The following is an 18,275-nucleotide window of genomic DNA, read 5'->3' as shown; positions in this document are numbered from 1 at the left end:
ACTGGCAGAGGAACGTGAATGACCAAACTGGACAAAGGCACCGTGATCGCAGCGGCGCTGGAGCTGCTGAACGAGGTTGGCATGGACAACCTGACGACGCGAAAGCTCGCTGAACGCCTCAAGGTTCAGCAGCCTGCGCTTTACTGGCATTTCCAGAGCAAGCGCGCGCTGCTTGACGCACTTGCGGAGGCGATGTTGACGGAACGCCACACCCGCTCGCTACCCGGAGAGAACGAAGACTGGCGGCTATTCCTGAAAGAGAACGCCCAGAGTTTCAGAACGGCGTTGCTCTATTATCGCGACGGGGCGCGCATCCATGCCGGCACTCGACCGACAGAACCGAATTTTGGCACTGCCGAGACACAAATACGCTTTCTCTGCGCGGCGGGCTTTGGTCCGAAGCACGCTGTTTGGGCGCTCCGGGCGGTCAGTCACTATGTGGTCGGTTCCGTTCTCGAACAGCAGGCATCTGATGCCGATGAGAGAATGTCGGACAGATCAGATGTGTCCGGGCAGGCAGCATCGTCCTTCCTGCACGATCTGTTTCACGAGTTGGAAACAGAAGGCATAGATGCTGCGTTCAACTTCGGACTTGACAGCCTCATCACCGGTTTCGAGCGGCTACGTTCATCCGCAATAGATTAAAGGCTTATGCGCGACCCCAGTGAGGTCGGCAAGAACGCTGGCGGCATTGCAGAAATGGGCTGGAAAAGTCGTGCTTCGTCTCGGTGGCGATATGACGATAGTTCAGACAACCGAGAAGGCGACCGGCTCTGACTCGCCGGCGCAGGGCATAATGAGCGGTATCCTGCCAGACAGGATACCGCCATTCGTAAGGCCGCGATGGCGAGTGCGCTGTATGGGTTCTAGCCGTCCTGCCGCTCGCCGGTCAGGCGACTGGCGATCTCTCGGCAGGAACGTTACGGGAGCGAAGTAGCACCAGACCCGTCAATACCAACACCGCCATCGTCGTCGCGTAACAGATCACGGGCCATGCTGTGTCACCGTTTATTAGCGTTACCGCCAATGTCCCGACGATGCTGACGATCAGGCTTTGGATGCAGAAGTAGAACGCGACCGCTGATCCCGCGATGTCATCAAACTGTGCAAGTGCGCCGTTGGCGGTAACGGACACTGTGAAGACAATTCCGACCGCTATAACCCACATCGGCAGGATGAAGCTGAGGAATGACGGCGAGCCGAAAAATTCACCCATCCCCAACAGAGCCGCCCCGCAAACGAGCAACGTCATCCCGCGCGCTACGCATCCCGCAATGCCCCATCTGGCGACAAAGGACTTCGCAAAACGGGTTGTCACGATCATGACGAACGCGACAGTGGCAAAGGCCAAGCTGAATCCGATCTCCGAATAGCCCGCTTGGCCTATGAGCACACGGGGGGCTGTCGAGAAGAAGACGAAGAAGGTGCCCATGCCCGCGCTAAAGCCGACCGTGTAAACCCAAAAGGCCGGGCTGGCGAAGATAGGCAAAACGGACCGGCGAGTCTTCGCTTCATCAAACGGGCGGGTTTCGTGCCACCTCAAACCAGCATTCAAGAGTGCGGGCAAAGCCAGTGCGGCCAGCGTGACGAATATCGCTCGCCATCCGAAAAACTCGCCGATCAACGCTCCAGCGATGGGACCAAGGGCGGGGACGAAGGCCAGCATCGAACTGAAAAGACCGTAGATGACGACACCCTCGGGGCGGCTGGCATAAACGTCGCGAACCGTCGCGAACGTCGCCACCAACGCCGCCGACGCGCCGACCGCTTGTAGCAAGCGAAACGCGACGAAGGTTGCGGCCGTTGACGACCATGCCGCTCCGAGAGAAGCAACGATGAAAAGCGCCCCGCCCGCAAGCAAGATCGGCCGTCGCCCGATGCGATCCGACATTGGGCCAAAGATCACCTGCCCCACGCCGAGCACAACCATGTAGAGGCTCAACGTGAGTTGGATCATGGATGGCGTCGTGTTCAGGATGCCAGGCATCGCTGGAACGACGGGGAGATAAATATCCATCGCCAGTGACGCGAGGATGTCGAAGGGAGCCATCAGCAGCAGGGCTGCCGGCAACGTATAGGCCCACGCGGGGCGTGTGATAGTCATGACGAATAAACCGCTCGATTAAGGATTCCGGGCGGCGTCTGCTCGTCAACAATCAGATTGGGATTGGTCTTACAGAACGCCGCAACAACAGTGTTTGTTGTTGCGGCTTACTTGTCTGCTGACTTAGCGGTTCCCATGCTGATAGCTCCACACTTGGCAATACGAGTATCTATCTCCTATCCGAATAGCGTCGGTGTCGCAACGCCGTTTCAGGTGCTCTAAAGTCCCAACCCCCTTTGCCGCCCCAACTGCCACGACACCGATCCGCCCTGCACGACGCCCATGACCTCGCGGCCGAGTTGGCGGTCGATGACCGGCCGCCACGGGACTAGCGTAAATTCATGGGATTGCTCGACCACGGCGAACTTGCCGCTTGATAGCTGCACGGTGCCGGTGAACTTGCCGCTGACGTTCTCGCCGTCCGTGGCGGCGCGGAACGGCAGTCCCTTGCTCTCGGCCATCTCTGCGCCGACGCGGGCAACCTCGCGCTCGCGCAGGGTGGCGAGAAGGCTGCGGCGGTAGAAGATGCGGCCGTTCCGCGCTCGGGTGGCGTCGCCCTGTTCGATGTGATGCTCGCGCCGCTGGTCCATGGCGTCGCGCACCTGCTGGCCGAAACCGACCGGAGCAAGGTCGGCCGTTTCGCCATGGATCAGCCGCCGGTCCAACCAGGTCGCGCCATCCGAACCGATCTGCCTTTGCAGATCGACCGGGGAAAGCACGCGCACGCTGGCCTGCCTGTCGCGGCCGGCGTCATAGACGGCGGCGCGGCTGACCAGATCATCGGGGATGCGCCATTGGTCGGTGTCGATCCGCTCGACGATCCCGGCCCGGCGCAGCGCCTCCAGTCGGCGGACATGGGCATCGACATAGCCCTCATAGTCGCCGCCCGGAACGCAGCCCTCGAATTTCGCCTGCTCCAGATGGCGGCTCGGCCGATAGATGCCGTCCTCGGCGATGGCCGTGATGGCGCGGTCGGACGGTCGGGCTGCCGCCTCGGCCGGGCCGATCTCGATGATGCCGCCAATGCGGGCATCCTCCAGCCGCTCGAGCGCGATGCCGGCGATGTGGTGCGTGCGGCCGTCGATCCCGTCCACTACGATTGTCAGGTTCTCTCCCAGCTCGTCAGATAGGTGTTTGTCCACGACGCGGCCAAAGATCGGCGTCTCGGGCACCCCGTCATGGATTTGGAAACTCATGGGATCGCGTTCGCCGCCCTGCGGGCCGAGGGCCTTCTGCATGGTGCGGATAATGTCGCCGCGCTCGCCCAACTCGCGCAGGGCCGGCTCCATGTCCTTGCTCAATTCCCAAACGGCGGGCGCGTGTTCGGTCGCCAGCCCCATCTTCTCCAGCTTGCCGAGACGGCGCAAACGCAGCGTCCGCTCGAACTGCCGCCTTGGCTCTGCCGGTTCATGGCGCAGGTCGAGGAAACGGGCATCGGCTTCCTCGGCCATGGCGCGGTCGATGCGGGTGAAACGGTCTTGGTCGATTTCGGCGGACAGCTTGCGGGTCTGCTCGATCTCGGTAACGGGGCCGAGTTCCAGACTGGCAAGCTCGCTGGCGCGCTCGCGCAAGCCGGCCGAAAGATAGTCGCCGTTGATGACTAGATCCCCGCCGGTATCGTCGCGGCCGTTGACGACGATATGCACATGGGGATGGCCGGTGTTGTAGTGATTGACGGCAACCCAATCGAGTTTCGTGCCAAGGTCCGCTTCCACCTGTTTCATGAAATCGCGGGTGTAGGCCGTGAGGTCCGACAGCTCCGCGCCGTCCTCGGGCGAGACGATGAATCTGAATTGGTGGCGGTCGTCCTTGCCGCGATCAAGGAAGGCGTCGCCATCGGCGCGGTCCTCGGTTGCCGAATAGAGCCGGCCGCGCTCGCCGTCGCGTGACGTGCCGTCGCGCTGCACATAGCGCAGATGCGCGCGGGCGCGTCCGCCCTTCCACGCGGCCCGGACGCTGCGCTGCTTGACGATCACGCGGCGGCTGCCGGGCTGGCGATGATGCCATTGGCCGGAGATGTTGCGGGCGCGGACGAAGCTCGCGCCCCGGCCGCGCTTCACGCCCTTGCCGCTGGCGACCACGGCGCGGGAACGGCCCGGCGATGACGGGCGGGCGGGTGACGGCATGGAAGGATCGCGGGAAGCTGCCGCCTGATGCTGGCGGGTGATCTTCTTGACCTGCGTGAGAAAACTCTTGGTCTTGCCGGCCTTCGGCGTGTCGGATCGGATGCCGCCGGGCTTCGGGCGGAAGCGGTTTTCGTCGTCGGCGCTCATGGGCGCGACTCCTGACGAAACCGCCGAAAAACGGCCGATATGGGCCTATGGTGCCGCTCGAAACCCTGCAAAGCCAAGGCTTTGCGCGAAATCGCGGCACGCGGCCCCTCAAAACCACGGTGCCGGAATCGGCAACCTAACCAGTGTGCAGACAACAATAATTTCCAGAAGCGGCCCGATATGGTGCCGTCTTCTTTAATCTTGCCCTCCGCCCTTTCTGCCTTTTCTGCCCCTCCTGCCGGGAATCCAGCCGGGCAAAAACCTGCCTGACTGGACACCGGAATGAGCGCCGCCGAGCGCGGGAACGCCGTCCTCATGGCGTTCCCGAACCGCTCGCGTCGGCGACGAAAATGCTGTCGCCCTGTGACTCCGTATCGACGGGATCGCGCACCGGAACGGTCGCGCGGCCGTCGCCGGATCGTGCGTCGGACGGCGGCGCGGCGACAGCCCGCGCGTCGCCCGGACGCATGACGAACAGCGGTGCCTCGCGCCAATCTGGCGGCGGCGGCGGTGCCGATGACGGCGGATCGGTTGCAGCCGCGCCGCCGAGGATCGGCGCGAGCGCGGCGACATAGGCCCGCGTTTCGGCCGGCAGGGTGCGGCCGGTCGCAAGGTATTCGTCATAGCGGCCGGGGCCGGCATTGTAGGCCGCGAGCATCGCCGCGACATTGCCGTAGCGGTCGAACATTTCGCGCAGGTAGGCCGTGCCTGCGAGGATGTTGTCGCGCGGGTCGTAGGGATCGCGGCCGAGGCCGTAGCGGACGCGCAGGCCCGCCCATGTATCGGGCATCACCTGAATCAGTCCCATCGCGCCGGCCGACGAAACCGCGCGCACATCGCCCGCGCTCTCGGCGCGTAGCACCGCAACGATCCAATGCTCCGGTATGCCGAAACGCTGCGACGCCTCGGCGATATGGGCTGCATAGGGATGGGCGGCAGCCGGGCGCTCGACGGACGCGGATTGCGCGACCGCGACGCCCGATCCGACGCAGACGGAAAGCGCGCCGGCCAGTATCAGGACGGCATAATGCCATGCAGTCCTGTCTCCGCTTCGACACCAGCCTGCCAGCGTGCTCGCTGCGGTCAAGGGCAAGGCGCAAGCGCCGGCCGATGGCCGCCCCTGACCTTCGCTGCGCGCGCCGGCCGTCCGGTGGCCGAGCGGGACGAAGGGATGAGACGGCTTTTCCGCGAACAAAGGGATGACGATCTTGGACCGAATGGCGGGCCGGACGCGCGCGGCCGTCATTCCTCGTCCTCGACTTTCCGGGGGTGCTTCCAACGCAGCGTCCAGACCGATGGATCGTCGTTGGACTGGAACAGCTTGGCGCGGATCGGGAACGGGAAGATCGGTCCCTCCAGCCGCAACGACACAAACTCGCCAGCGTTTTCGCTGGAGTCTTTCCATGCGGGGCCGGTGTCCGGGCCGTCCTCGCTATCGAGGCGCACGCGATAGTCGGGCGCGTTCTTCACGTCGCTCGGCTTGGCCGGAACGATGAACAGCTTATCGCGGAGGCCGAACGAATGTAGCTTCCCGGCATAGCCGGTTTCGGTGCGGGTGAAGGTGCCTATTTCTGCCATGGAAAATCTCCTGTGATTGGCTTTCGAGGGATGGTTTCAGTGCGTCGGTGCGCGCCACTCGTAGCGGCTGACGCCTTCCTCATCGGTCCAGAGCGGAACCGCTCGGCCGATGACGGAAGCTGCGGGGATGGGTCCGAAATAGCGGCCGTCGAGGCTGTCGCGGACTTCCCAATTCATAAGGAAAAGCTGGCCGTCGCCGATCACTCGGCAGCCCTGCCAGACGGGCAGATCGCGGCCGAGGCTGTCGCGCTCCAGCGCCTCGCCCATCTCGATCCCGTCAACCGTGATCGTGCGGCCAGTGCGGCAAACCCGCTGTCCCGGTAGGCCCAAGACGCGCTTCAACAGCGGGACGCCGCGCGCGATATAGCCGCGCTCGGACATGAAGGCGGCGAGCGGTTCGGGCGGCATGACGGCGACCAGCTCGGGCACCTCGATCCGCTCGGCCGGCTCGACCGTGTAGAAGCCGATGGGTGCGCTGGCCGTCGCGTTCCAGATGAGTTTCACGGGCCAATCGACGGCGCTGGCGGCGGCGATGCCGATGGCGGCGAGCGCCGTCACCGTGAGGGTGCGGCGGCGCGTCATGGCTCGATCCTTCGGCGGTGAAGCCACGCGGCATGTCGCTCGGGCGTGTAGGCGTGCGGCTCCAGATTGGCGGTCAAACGGTTGTGGACATGCCGCCAATACTCGGGTGCGGCGTCGGCTGGATCGAGGCCGAGCGATTCCACGGCGTCGATGGCGGCAAGCCCGCGCTGCACCTTCGGCCAACCGTCGAGGCGCAACAGGATTTCGCCGCCGGGGCGGACGAATGGCAATGTCTGGAACGGCTCGCCGCGCCCGATTGCCCGCACAATGTCGATGCGGGAAACGACCGTGCCATGCTCGCCGTTCGCCCATCGGACGAAGGCGAAGACGCTGCCCGGCGCGAAGCCGACGACACTCCGGCGGCGGTCGATGATCTGTTCGTAGCTCTTGCGGCCGAAGCGTATCCAGTGCTCGATGCGGCGCTTCTCGAACGTGAGTTCAACCAATGTCGTGAAGGGCGCAGGCCCGTCCGGCAGCGGACGGCCGTGCGCGCTGCGATGGGCGCGGCGGGTCATTGTGCGTCTCCGGCGATGTGCTGGTGGGGGGTGCGCGCGTGCGCTGCTTTAACGGCGGGCGTCATGGCTCGCCGCTCCCGGCAGAACCGGCACCACGCTTCGCCTGCGCGCGCGTCAAAGAAAAAGAGTTAGATTCTCTGTTAGATAAGTTAGCGGTCGGATTCCGCTTTTCAGGCCAAAGCGTTAGCTGCGGTTCGTGCGCCTGATGTGCCGATAGTCGTGCGCCTGATGTGCCGATACTGCCTGCGCCTGATGTGCCGATGGCATTAACAGGGTTATCAACAGTGCCTGTTGATAAGTTTTCGGGGCGGATGCGCAGCAGCTCGCGGCCGTCTTCCCGCTCGATCTGGAGGCGGTAGCCGGGGAGTTGCTGGCGGGCCGCGATCCGGCGCAGGTCCAGCGCGAAGTCGGACGGCCGGGCGAGGCTGCCGGATTTCTGATGAAGGTGCGCGACCTCGAAAATCCAGCCATGGCGCTGGTGCCCGGCGTGCTTTCGCGCAACGCGGTAAAGCCATCGCTCGATGCCGCCAGTCAGCCGAAAATAGGCCGGGTCGATGGTCAGGACCAGCGAGCGGTCGATGACGCTGTTGTAGAACCATTCGGGCAGGACGAACTCCATGCCCTCAACGCGGCCGGCGCGCGTCGTCATTTCCTCCCACTCGTTGATCCATGAGAATTGCCGGCGACGCCAATGCGGGCCGTTGCGGATCGTGGTGGCAATGACAGTCGATTGCAGCCGCGCCAGCGCGGCCTTGAGCAATAGATATTGCCGGTTGCCGGTCGGGCGTCCGATGGCGCGCAACAGGTGGTAGGGCGTGAACCGGACGAAACGCGAAGTGGCGAGGCCGTCATTCTCGGCCGCGACGATCTGCGAGGCCGCCCATATGAGCACATCGGCGTCCCATATGGTCGCCATGCCGTGCTCGGGCATCCCGAACACCTGCACCTCTATGTCGGCGGCTTTGTAGAGAATCGGCTTGGTGCGCGGGGTCTTCGCCAGCGAGAAGAACGGCCGTTCCATCAAGTCGCGCTGATCGCGCGGCGGCGCATCGCCCGTGGCGACCACGAAGGGGTCCAGGCGGCTGCGCTCGCTGTCCTCGGTCGGCTGCGCGGGGGCGTGATCGTCCTCGCGCAGCATCTAGCACTCGTCCCGTTCTTCGGGTGTGAGCGGACGCGCGGGAAAGACCGTGCCGGCGGTCTTGTCGCGGGTGGATTTGCGTTCGCCGACCGCGCTCCAGTCTTCCAGATCGCGGACGGTGTAGAGGACGCGACCGCCGACCTTTCGATAGGTCGGGCCGGTGCCGTAGGTGCGATGTTTCTCAAGGGTGCGGATGGATATGCCGAGGAAGCGCGCGGCTTCCTTGGTGCGCAACAGGCGTGGCGGCAGGCCCGCAAGCGGGTTGGGCATGGATCACCTCCAATCGGGATTGGGCTGCCGGGGGGCGGCAGCGGACTGTGGCGAACCATGGCGAGGGATCGGCGGCGCGTAGCGTGCCGCTTTTGCGCCTATGCGCTGGCGGCACCCCCCTCGGGGGCGTCGCTGGCTAGTAGGTGAAGGATTTCAACGGCTCGTTGCCTGCCGCGCCGAATAGGCAAAGACATTCGCGCGCGGCTCGGCTAAGATCGCGGGTGGAGCAGACGCGCTGCTCCGGGGCGTCGAAACCCCTCTGTTACCGTTTGGTGCCGGCCGTTACGGCACCGCACTCCTTGACCTATGGTCGGGGAGCCTGTGGCGTATACAACAGGCTCTCCGAGCTAAAGGCCATGGGGCCGTGTAACAGCGGTTTCGAACTCCCCGATCACCAAGAGTTAGAGAGAATCGTTTGCGGGGGCGCACCGCAGACAAACCCTCTCGGATAAGGGGAGTGGACATGCGAGTGCCTGTCGAACTCGATCCCGATGTGGACGACGAAGCGCCAGCCGGCAACGCCATAACCGCCTATGACGAACGCCACTACGTCACCTATCTGCGCCTTCTCGATGCGAAGGCCGAGGGCGCGGACTGGAAGGAAGTCGCGCGGATCGTGCTGCACCGCGATCCGGCAGCCGAGGAACTTCGGACCTATCGTTGCTGGCAAAGCCACCTCGAACGCGCGCAATGGCTATCGCGTGAGGGCTATCGCAAGATTCTGGAGCAGGCGGCAGCTAACAAGGCGTGAGGGCCACGCCTCCCGATCAACGCTTGCCGGGCTTGATCGGATAGTGGAGCAACGGGCGATAGCCGCCTCGCATCATCTTGATACCGTGCGCGACCAGGCGGCGGGCCTTGTTCTTGCGCGGATCGTTCTCAAAGTCTTCCTTGGTGCCGCGAAAGCCAAGCAGGACTTCAGCGATGGTGCGATAGCTCTCGCCGTGCAGCCGGGCGTCGAGCGCGCGCAGGGACAGGATATGCCATTGCCGGAGCTGGGCGGGAACGGCCCGGAAGTCGGGACCGGGCGCGCGGCCGTTGAGGGACCGCCAAAGACGGCGGGCAGCGTGGGCGCGCAGCTCCAGAAAGGAATCTATCGGCAGGGTGACGGCATAGAAGGCGGCTGCGTCGGGCACCGCCTCGGGCAGCCAGAATTGATGTGCGACGCCATCCACCTGCCAGACGCCGTGCCAGCCATCGGCGGCGCGGCGCAGGTCGAGGCCGTCGAGATGCGCCAGCGTCAATATTGGTTCGGTGTCGCCGTCCATGTGCTCGGCCGGCGACAGCATCACCGCTTGCGGCTGAAGGCTCGGCCTCCAGATTGGTGGCGGCCGGTCATGCGGCGCGTCGGGATCGCACGGGAAATCGCAACCCCCAGCGATCCGCGAACGCTTCAAGGTTGCGCCCGGTCGGCTGTCCGGTCGATGCGATGGTCTGGAAGTCCTGACGATATTCGTCGTTGCGGCGCAGGTATTCCCAAGCGAAACCGGCGGCCGGAATGTGCTTCGCGTGTCTGTATGCCGCCGGCAAACGCCAGTCGATGCTAAGCATGGCGTCACCTCCCAAAGCCGGGGCGCGCGAGGCCGCGCCCGGACCAGAGAGATTCAAGTATTGTTTGAAGTATTAGAAGCCGCTCAAAGTAGATATGTTGAGCGGATAACCCGATCATTATTGGTTATTTTCTTCTTAACACTATCGTCGCCGTCTGGCTAGCTGCCCGCCCGCAAATGCAGACAGGCGACCATGTTTTCATCTGTTGGAAAACACATGCACCTCGCCGTGCGTCGTCTCGATGGTGAACAGATCGCCGCCCATCTCGGCGTCGCGCGCCATCGCATCCCAATCGACATAGTAGCGCAGCGGCTCGGGGATCGTGACGCTTTCCGTGGTCAGCTCCTCCATGTAGTCGGCAAGGCTGGCGAACTGACCATGATAGCAGTCCTCCAAGGTGGATTCGGCTTGATCCATGTCGCCGCCGAACTGCTCCAGCAGGCCCGCACCGAGTGCGCCATGCTCTGCGATGAAAGCGGCCATCCGCGCCACGCCGTCGATGCCGGCATATTCGGAGATGCTGACGCCCTCGAAGCCCTCATAGTCGTGAATGGCGTATTCCTCCGCATCCTCGACGGGGGAACGGACAAGCATCGCGGCAATCTCGTCCCTGATCTGGTCGGTGTCCTGATCCGCGTCGATCCAAGCCCCATGCAGATAGCCGTTGTTGTAGGCTGCAAGGCAGGCAACATAGATGCGGGGGTTGCTGTCGGATACGTTGGTCATGTCTCTGATCCTCGGGTCTGAAGGTCAGCGAAGCGGAACGCCGCGCCTGACCTTCTGGCCGTCGCCGAGACCGGGTGTGCAAACGGAGGGAGGCTGCGCGGGGAACCGGCTGCACGGAGCGCGTCAAGCGCGGAGGAAGCTGGGCGGAAGCCTTTCGAAGTGCGCTGAGGGCGGAGCCCTAAGGCCTGTGCTAACGAACCAATCAGAGAGCGTCAGGGACAGGGCGATGATCTGCGCGGAGGTCATCGACAAAATACCTAGTCATGCATCCTCTCAAATTGTAGCGTTATCTGACGGGGACAGTCTCGGTGGGGGAGTCTATTTTTATGTCTGGGCTGGCATTTGAGGTTTTGATAGATGAATCGCTTTCTTCAGTAACATCGACAGAGCAGCTCACAGAAATCGTCAATAATCGTATAATAAGTTTGATAAATGACTTTGAGGATGCGGAATGGCGCTACCCAAAGTTTCAAAATTACTTGTGGGATAACATCGCTCAAACTGCCCTATCTGAGAAAGAGCGATCTTCCCTTGTCGATCAAAGCCACAGCAGTCTGATCGCAGCGGCTCAGAATCTGAGGCTTACAGACAATGATGAAATCGGACAGGGCAGTGAAATTGCTGAAGTATTTTTGTATGGCCTGATGCGTCATCGCTTTGGTGCACTGCCCGTAGTCCCGAAAATTTTTTATAAGCAAAATGTTCAGGATAACGCCAAAGGGGCGGACAGTGTTCATATCGTCATTGATGGAGACGATTTTACGCTATGGTTTGGAGAGGCAAAATTCTACAATTCCATTGCCGATGCTCGCTTGGATTCCGTCGTAACCTCGGTCATGAATTCACTTTCAACGGACAAGTTAAAAAAAGAAAATGCTATTATAACCAGCGTATCTGATCTTGACGGCCTACCAATCGCGCCAGATCTTCGAGCCAAAATAAAAGCCGCTTTGGACAACAGGGAGTCCATCGACAACTTGAAGGCAAAAATTCATATTCCAATCCTGCTATTGCACGAATGCTCGATTACCTCAGGCGCAAAAGACCTAAGCGAAGCCTACAAGGCGGAAATTATCAAATTTCATAAAAGCCGCGCAGACGCTTATTTCCTTAAGCAAATCGCGAAATCGAGTTCGGTCCATAAATATGACGATCTAAATTTTCACATCATCCTGTTTCCAGTCCCTAGCAAGAAGAAAATCGTCAACGCTTTCGTCCAAGCCGTCGCTTTCTATAAGGGGCAGAGCTAATGGATGTTTTTGATACCTGCTACGAGATCAACAGGCTTCTGACACTCAAGAACGAGATCGCCGCCAGAAATCTCCTGATCCGCCTACTGGCAAACCTCGATCATTCCAAAACCCCTTATCCGCAAGTGGTCAATCATATGATCCGCGCGACTGGACTATTCCCCTACCTGCAACTGGCAAACGCTTCATGGGATCAGAAATATGTTCATCATGCATTTGAAGTTGATGTTGGTCGGCGCGTCGCAACACTCCATCGCGAGCAGTCGAGCGTTCTCGCCAAGCTTTTGGATGGCAAGAACATAGCGATTAGCGCTCCGACTAGCTTCGGAAAGAGTTTTGTCATTGATGCATTCATTGCAGCCAAAAGGCCGAGCAATGTAGTGATTATCGTGCCCACTATCGCCCTGATGGACGAAACGCGCCGCCGATTGTTCAAAAAGTTCTCTGAAGAGTATACAATAGTCACAGCGCCAGATACAAAACTTGGAGCAAAAAATATACTTATATTTCCGCAGGAGCGTGCCTTCGGTTATCTGGATGCGCTTGATAGCATAGACTTGCTAGTGGTCGATGAGTTTTACAAGGCAAGTCAAAAGCATGACCGTGATCGCGCGCCTGCACTCATTAAAGCGATCCTGAAGCTCTCGAAGAAGGCGAAACAGAGGTATTACCTTGCACCAAACATCAAAAGATTGAGCGACAACGCCTTTACTCGCGACATGGAATTCGTCGAGCTTCTAGACTTTAATACCGTATATCTTGATATTAAGGAGCCGTATAAGGAATTCGGAAAAGACGAAACCAAGAAGGGCGAAAAATTAATCGATTTAATTTCTCAGCAAACACAAAAATCATTGATATATGCGGGAACATATTCTGAAATAAAGAAAATTTCGGAACTTGTTATATCAAAGATTCAACCTGTTGATCGCATATATACAAGCCACTTCTCCAAGTGGCTTAGGCAAAATTATCAGCCGGACTGGAGCTTAGCAGATTTGGTTGATCGAGCGATTGGTGTTCACAACGGCAGCATGCATCGATGCCTCAGTCAGCTACAAATACGTCTTTTCGAATATGAAGATGGATTTGATAGTATTGTATCCACATCGTCAATAATAGAAGGTGTCAATACGTCTGCTCAAAACGTCATTGTGTGGAAAAGCAAGCTAGGAAATACAAACCTTAAGGACTTTACATATAAGAATATCATCGGCCGGGGCGGCCGAATGTTTAAGTATTTTGTCGGAAATATATACCTTCTTGACGCCCCGCCAAAATCTGAGGACGTTCAGCTTGATATTGAGTTCCCAGAGGAAATACTGGGAACACTCGATGAGGTGCGGGATTCAGATCAACTCACAGATCGGCAAGTGGAGCGGATAATTGAGTATCGCACACAAATGTCCGCGATCATTGGGGATGAAAATTTTGCGCACATAAAGCGCGACAACATCCTGCAAGATAGCGATGCGGATTTCTTACTTCGGCTGGCAATGGATATGAGGGATAATCCCGACGAATGGCGTGGCTTTGGTTATCTGAACTCCAGTAACCCCGATCACTGGGACAATATGCTCTACAGGGTCTTACGGCTTAAGCCCGGGAATTGGGATACGCAATTCGGCAAACTTGTGACGGCAACTAAGACGATGGCTCACAATTGGGATCGGGATTTGCCCCAACTAATATCGACCCTTAAAGGCGATGGCGTCGATATTGACGATTTTTTCAAGCTCGAACGGACTATGACGTTCAAGTTGGCGGCCCTTCTGAGCGATACAAACGAACTTCATAAGATGATTATTAATCCGTCAGTCGATATTTCTGCCTTTATAGGTAGAATGAGCAGAGCGTTTTTACCTAGTGCAGTCTACCATCTCGAAGAGTATGGCTTGCCACGCATGATTTCAAAAAAAATCCACATATCTGGTTTGATTGACTTTCAAGACCCCAGCATGGATCTATTGAAGGCAATTGATCGCTTTAAGAATCTTGGAAAAGATGCAGTGTTAGCGATTAGGTCACTTGGTCCCTTTGATCGCTATGTAGTTCGTTTCTTTTTCGACGGGATCACGCTTGACGATCCGGAGCCGACGGAAAAGGCAATTTAGCCTCTAGGTTTTTCGTGGGCGCGCGAACGTTTAGGGCCGGGACGGGAGCGTCCCGGCATCTCTCCGCCCCCCGTTGGGCACCTCCTTCTAGCCTCCGTTCTGTAGGGCTATAGCGTAGGTGTAGCTCTCTGTTTGTTCGTCTTCCGCCCGTCAGGTAGGTGCAGCCCGCACGTAGGAATTGTTATCGCGCTCCGATGACCATGCTTGTGGAGGATCGGAAGGGATTCGAACTCCGTTCAGAAGGGTTTGTCGCGTAGATATCATCGCTTGCGGCAGCGTGCTGGTCCGAAAGCGAGCGCGCTTCCACATTGCGCTGTAGGGAGCCGGATAGCCGCCGGTGAGAAAACCCTCGACGCTTTGCGCAGGGACAGCATTTCTAAGTTGCGACAGCTATACGTTGGAGATTGAAGCCCGGTGGCGGAACACGCGATAGCGTTGGTTCGAGCGTAGCCGAAAGCGGCCCGAAGGCAATCCTTCCTGTATTGACAGTGTGGATACAAACACCCATATTCCGGTCATGGCAAAAACACGTCTCGCCCCTCCCGAATCTTCCCGTTCTGCGACTGCTGCCGTCGCGGCGCGCGCCTCTGTGGCCGACGCCAAGGGCAGCATCAACCTGCGGATCGAGTTTACCACTCGCCAACTCATCGACGATGCGGCGGCGGTCCTTGGCAAGACGCGCACCGAGTTCATGGTGGAAAGCGCACGGCGGCAAGCGGTGGATGTGCTGCTCGATCAGCGTTTGTTCACGCTGGACTCCGAACGCTACGACGCCTTCATGCAGGCGCTCGACAATCCGCCCGCGCCGGGACCGAAGCTCAAGGCGCTGCTGCGCCGGACCCCGGCATGGCAGAAATAGACGACACGCCGGACCATCCCGAACCGCAACTGTCTGCCCCCGTTCCGTTGACGGCGGAGCATGATCTTTCGACGTTCGACTGCGGCGAGCCTGCACTGAACGACTGGCTGCGGCACCGGGCCTTGAAGAACGAAAGCCGGTTCTCGCGCACCTACGTCGTGCGCGCGGGAAATCGGGTCGTCGGCTATTTCTGCATCTCGGCGGGATCGGTTGAGCGGGGCGCAGCTCCCGGCAAGGTGCGGCGCAACGCACCCGACCTGATTCCGGTTTCGATCATCGGGCGGCTCGCCGTTAGCCTCGACCATGCGGGCAAGGGCCTCGGCGCGGACCTCTTGTCGGACGCGCTGCGGCGGATCGCGCTGGCCTCGCAAAGCATCGGCATTGGGGCGGTGATGGTTCAAGCGAAGGATGGGGCGGCCAAACGCTTCTATCTGCGCTACGCGGAGTTCATAGAATATCCCGAGGACAGCCGGACGCTGTTCCTGCCCATTGAAACCGTTGTCGCGGGTTTCAGGTAGGTTGAAGCGGTCCATCTTGAGGATGGCCAACCAAGAACCATGACGGTATAATCATGTTTCATCGAGCGCATTTGCTGAGTCGATGCCCATATGCTGGCAGTTGCCGTCTCCAGCGATAGATGGCGCAATGTCGAGCTTCATCGCCAGCCCAAAAAACTCAATAATTTCAAGATCGAACTTTTCTGACGGTAGCCTAGACGGTATCTCGATATGCGAAAAAATATTTTCGCATTATTTTTCAATGCACTAGGTTGACCCAAAATTATCGAGTGGGAATGATTCAGGCCCCGCCGAACGCCGCCGATTTCACCCTGCGGTACGATCTAAGCTACTGAAAGAAAAAATAAAATCATCCGGCGCCTATCGACATCTATCGGTGGGCATAGATGGCGTTCGGCGGCCTCGCTGACGGGCCTTGCCCCCATTGATCAACCGGAAAAACGAAAATACCGTCAGGAGCAATGAGGCTCATGACGGTACTTTTTTTTGATATAAACGCTGAATTATAAGCGCTTTCTACGACATAGGCCTCCAAGAACCGCGTGACGGTACTTTTCCGCAAGGAGGCCCTAAATGTTGACCGATGCAGCACTCAAGTGCTCACCGGAGGCGTACTGCTGGACGGCCCGACGGAAGCCGGAGAGAACGGCCCGCGGGGTGGGCACGGATTGCGGGTGATCCCCATTGCGCTTGTGCGGAGGCGGCGGGGGTGATGCCCGGCCGGCGATCTATCGCTGGGCCGTCGCCAGCTTCACGGCAAGCGCGATGAAAACCAGGCCGGCGATGCGGTTCAGCATCACCTGCACCCGGTCCGACCGGCCCAGCCAGCGGCGGATGGCGCCCGCCGCCAGGGCAATGCCGGAAAAGGCCACGAAGGCGCTAAGGATGAAAAGACCGCCCAGCGCGAACATCTGCGCCGCCATGCCCCCACGGTCGGGCGCCGTGAATTGCGGCAGGAAGGCCAGGAAGAAGATCGCCACCTTGGGGTTCGTGATATTCATGACGATGCCGCGCAGATAAAGCCGGCCATATTCGCCCGGCACCCCATCACCATCGGCCAGGGTTTCCGGCCCCGCGCGCAGGGCGCCATAGGCCAGATAAAACAGATAGGCCGCCCCCAGAAATTTCAGCCCTGTGAAGGCCAGTTCGGACGTCTGGAAGATGGCCGCCACACCCAAGGCCACGGCGCCCGTATGGAAAATCAAGCCGGTACATAGCCCAAGCGTGACAACGACACCCTTCACCGGCCCTTTCAAGGCCGACTGGATCAGCACGAAAAGATTGTCAGGCCCCGGCGCCAGGGCCAGCAGCAGAGCCGTGGAGACAAAGGCCAGGGCGGTTTCAAACGGAACAGGCATGGGACCGGGGCGATGGGGGCGGTGGAATATCTGTCGACTGTCTTCATATGATCATAAAGATATCGCGTCGGGTTTGACAGACCCGCATAGACGTCCCGAACCGTCCGGGGCGCCCGGCAAAGGGGTCCACAGGAGGGGCGAGCCGGCGTCAAAGCTGCTGGCGGAAGGACGGCAAGGCCGGATAGGCTGACGGGATGGACAATGACAAGAGGGTTGCGCCGACATGAAAAGGACCGGGCTGATCCTGGGGACCCTGCTGCCGCTGCTGATGCTGGCGGGCTGTGGTGGCGAACCCAGCGAGGCGCAGATGCGGGATGCCGTCCAGGGCCAGTTCGACCAGGTCAATTCCGCCGCTGCGGAGGTAGGACGCCTGATCGGCCGGCGCGAGGGGTTCAAGGCCATGGGGGAAATCAGGAGCTTCAAGAAGCACCAGTGCAAGGCCAAGCCCGATTCCAACGGCTATGTCTGCTCCTTCTCCATCATTGCCGACACCTTGATGGGAGAGATACAACAAACAGGGGAAAAGACCTTCCTGAAGACGGATAAGGGCTGGGTCGTGCAGTAAGGCGCCGGAGACGGCTGGCGCGTATCAGGCCAGACGCAAGGTGGCGATGCCGGCCAGCACCAGCAGCGCTGCCCCCACGCGCCAGCGCCCCACAGGCTCCTTCAGCCAAAGGCGCGCAATCAGCAAGGCGAAGATGACGCTGGTTTCCCGCAGGGCCGCCACCAATGCGATCGGCGCCTGGGTCATGGCCCAGATGGCAATCGCATAGCCCCCAAGGGCCAGCACACCGCCCACCAGGTCACGGCGCCAGCCGCGGCGCATGGCGAGCCACAGGCCGTTCCCACCCCGGCGGGCCCAGGCCAGCGCCAGCATGGGCGGCGCGTTCAGAAAGAAAAGCCAGGCGGTATAGGCCAGGCTGTCGCCCGCCACGCGCGCGCCCAGCCCATCCACCATCGTATAGCCGGCGATGAACAGGGCCGTGACCAGCGCCATCAGCACGGGCCTTGTATCGGCGCGGACACGCAGGCCGCCACGCAGGGCCAGTGCGGCGATCCCGCCCGCGATCAGGGCGATGGCCACACCTTCGGCAGGATGCAGCGGGTCGGCCCCCAGCGCGAGGCCCGCCAGGGCCACCAGCGGCGGTGCCGACCCGCGCGCCACGGGATAGACCTGCGACAGGTCCCCGACGCGATAAGCCAGGACGAGAAAGACCTGATACCCCAGATGCAACGCCAGCGACACGGCCAGATACGGCCAGGCGGCCGGTGAAAGCCCGCCGGTGACAGGCAGGATGGCCAGCCCGGCCACGCCGCACCAGGTGTTCAGCATGGTGATTCCCACCAGCCGGTCGCCACCGCCCTTCAGCAGGCTGTTCCAGCCCGCATGCATCAACGCCGCCGCCAGGACCAGCGGCACCACCCATTCACCCATCTCA

At 60.4% G+C, this 18,275-nt stretch carries 20 protein-coding genes and 1 pseudogene; 7 read left to right on the top strand and 14 right to left on the bottom strand.

Annotation, left to right across the window (positions count from 1 at the left end; genetic code table 11):
- The first annotated feature begins 18 nt into the window (after positions 1–18).
- Positions 19–645, top strand: a complete 627-nt coding sequence (tetR, locus tag ABC728_RS20505) for a tetracycline resistance transcriptional repressor TetR (protein WP_416617564.1) — start codon at positions 19–21, stop codon at positions 643–645.
- A 244-nt stretch (positions 646–889) separates the two neighbouring features.
- Here tetR and floR read toward each other — a convergent pair whose 3' ends face one another.
- The 9 genes and pseudogenes from floR to ABC728_RS20460 all read right to left on the bottom strand — a co-directional run bounded on the left by floR (position 890) and on the right by ABC728_RS20460 (position 8,460).
- Positions 890–2,104 carry a chloramphenicol/florfenicol efflux MFS transporter FloR gene (floR, locus tag ABC728_RS20500; RefSeq protein ID WP_416617565.1) on the bottom strand — a complete coding sequence of 405 codons (1,215 nt, stop codon included), beginning with the start codon at positions 2,102–2,104 and terminating at the stop codon, positions 890–892.
- A gap of 218 nt (positions 2,105–2,322) precedes the next feature.
- Positions 2,323–3,444 carry a DUF3363 domain-containing protein gene (locus tag ABC728_RS20495; protein WP_445376657.1) on the bottom strand — a complete coding sequence of 374 codons (1,122 nt, stop codon included), beginning with the start codon at positions 3,442–3,444 and terminating at the stop codon, positions 2,323–2,325.
- A 327-nt stretch (positions 3,445–3,771) separates the two neighbouring features.
- Positions 3,772–4,230: pseudogene (locus ABC728_RS20490) on the bottom strand (type VI secretion protein); the annotation flags it as partial.
- A 460-nt stretch (positions 4,231–4,690) separates the two neighbouring features.
- Positions 4,691–5,623 (bottom strand): lytic transglycosylase domain-containing protein, encoded by a 933-nt coding sequence (locus ABC728_RS20485; RefSeq protein WP_416617566.1) that lies wholly within the window; start codon positions 5,621–5,623, stop codon positions 4,691–4,693.
- Entirely contained in the window at positions 5,620–5,955 is a 336-nt protein-coding gene (locus tag ABC728_RS20480; RefSeq protein ID WP_174835053.1) for a DUF736 domain-containing protein, read from the bottom strand. The genes ABC728_RS20485 and ABC728_RS20480 overlap by 4 nt, the downstream gene beginning before the upstream one ends.
- A 36-nt stretch (positions 5,956–5,991) precedes the next feature.
- A complete protein-coding gene (locus tag ABC728_RS20475; RefSeq protein ID WP_416617567.1) occupies positions 5,992–6,537 on the bottom strand; it encodes a S26 family signal peptidase in 546 nt (181 codons plus the stop codon).
- Positions 6,534–7,052, bottom strand: a complete 519-nt coding sequence (locus ABC728_RS20470) for a DUF2840 domain-containing protein (RefSeq protein WP_416617568.1) — start codon at positions 7,050–7,052, stop codon at positions 6,534–6,536. Before ABC728_RS20470 ends, ABC728_RS20475 begins: the two co-directional genes overlap by 4 nt.
- 61 nt (positions 7,053–7,113) lie before the next feature.
- Positions 7,114–8,190, bottom strand: a complete 1,077-nt coding sequence (locus tag ABC728_RS20465) for a replication initiator protein A (RefSeq protein ID WP_416617569.1) — start codon at positions 8,188–8,190, stop codon at positions 7,114–7,116.
- Positions 8,191–8,460: a helix-turn-helix transcriptional regulator gene (locus ABC728_RS20460; protein ID WP_023516906.1), complete on the bottom strand. Its 270-nt coding sequence runs from the start codon at positions 8,458–8,460 to the stop codon at positions 8,191–8,193.
- 463 nt (positions 8,461–8,923) lie between these two features.
- Between ABC728_RS20460 and ABC728_RS20455 the strand changes: the two genes are divergently transcribed.
- On the top strand, positions 8,924–9,211 hold the full coding sequence (locus ABC728_RS20455) for a DNA -binding domain-containing protein (protein ID WP_416617570.1): 288 nt from the start codon (positions 8,924–8,926) through the stop codon (positions 9,209–9,211).
- A gap of 16 nt (positions 9,212–9,227) precedes the next feature.
- Here ABC728_RS20455 and ABC728_RS20450 read toward each other — a convergent pair whose 3' ends face one another.
- From ABC728_RS20450 to ABC728_RS20440, 3 genes are all read right to left on the bottom strand, one after another.
- Entirely contained in the window at positions 9,228–9,749 is a 522-nt protein-coding gene (locus tag ABC728_RS20450; protein WP_416617571.1) for a DUF2285 domain-containing protein, read from the bottom strand.
- A 46-nt stretch (positions 9,750–9,795) separates the two neighbouring features.
- A complete protein-coding gene (locus ABC728_RS20445; protein WP_416617572.1) occupies positions 9,796–10,011 on the bottom strand; it encodes a transcriptional regulator domain-containing protein in 216 nt (71 codons plus the stop codon).
- A 198-nt stretch (positions 10,012–10,209) separates the two neighbouring features.
- Positions 10,210–10,737 carry an antirestriction protein ArdA gene (locus tag ABC728_RS20440; protein WP_416617573.1) on the bottom strand — a complete coding sequence of 176 codons (528 nt, stop codon included), beginning with the start codon at positions 10,735–10,737 and terminating at the stop codon, positions 10,210–10,212.
- A 326-nt stretch (positions 10,738–11,063) separates the two neighbouring features.
- Between ABC728_RS20440 and ABC728_RS20435 the strand changes: the two genes are divergently transcribed.
- The 4 genes from ABC728_RS20435 (at position 11,064) to ABC728_RS20420 (ending at position 15,478) form a co-directional block, all read left to right on the top strand.
- The gene (locus tag ABC728_RS20435; protein ID WP_416617574.1) at positions 11,064–11,987 is read left to right on the top strand and encodes a HamA C-terminal domain-containing protein; all 924 of its coding nucleotides are present in this window, start codon (positions 11,064–11,066) and stop codon (positions 11,985–11,987) included.
- Positions 11,987–14,101, top strand: a complete 2,115-nt coding sequence (locus ABC728_RS20430) for a DEAD/DEAH box helicase (RefSeq protein WP_416617575.1) — start codon at positions 11,987–11,989, stop codon at positions 14,099–14,101. The genes ABC728_RS20435 and ABC728_RS20430 overlap by 1 nt, the downstream gene beginning before the upstream one ends.
- A 589-nt stretch (positions 14,102–14,690) precedes the next feature.
- Positions 14,691–14,960 carry a type II toxin-antitoxin system TacA family antitoxin gene (locus tag ABC728_RS20425; protein WP_445376477.1) on the top strand — a complete coding sequence of 90 codons (270 nt, stop codon included), beginning with the start codon at positions 14,691–14,693 and terminating at the stop codon, positions 14,958–14,960.
- Complete coding sequence (locus tag ABC728_RS20420) at positions 14,948–15,478, top strand: GNAT family N-acetyltransferase (protein ID WP_416617577.1); 531 nt, start codon at positions 14,948–14,950, stop codon at positions 15,476–15,478. The genes ABC728_RS20425 and ABC728_RS20420 overlap by 13 nt, the downstream gene beginning before the upstream one ends.
- A 728-nt stretch (positions 15,479–16,206) precedes the next feature.
- Here ABC728_RS20420 and ABC728_RS20415 read toward each other — a convergent pair.
- Positions 16,207–16,836, bottom strand: coding sequence for a LysE family translocator (locus ABC728_RS20415; protein ID WP_416617578.1), 630 nt, complete (start codon positions 16,834–16,836; stop codon positions 16,207–16,209).
- A 223-nt stretch (positions 16,837–17,059) separates the two neighbouring features.
- Here ABC728_RS20415 and ABC728_RS20410 point away from each other — a divergent pair, with 223 nt between their 5' ends.
- Positions 17,060–17,401, top strand: coding sequence for a hypothetical protein (locus ABC728_RS20410; protein ID WP_416617579.1), 342 nt, complete (start codon positions 17,060–17,062; stop codon positions 17,399–17,401).
- A gap of 24 nt (positions 17,402–17,425) precedes the next feature.
- Here the strand turns inward: ABC728_RS20410 and ABC728_RS20405 are convergent, their stop codons facing one another.
- Positions 17,426–18,271, bottom strand: a complete 846-nt coding sequence (locus tag ABC728_RS20405) for an EamA family transporter (protein ID WP_416617580.1) — start codon at positions 18,269–18,271, stop codon at positions 17,426–17,428.
- Positions 18,272–18,275: the final 4 nt, after the last annotated feature.

It is taken from the genome of Niveispirillum fermenti, from assembly GCF_052474395.1.
This window is presented reverse-complemented; position numbering and strand designations above follow the sequence as displayed.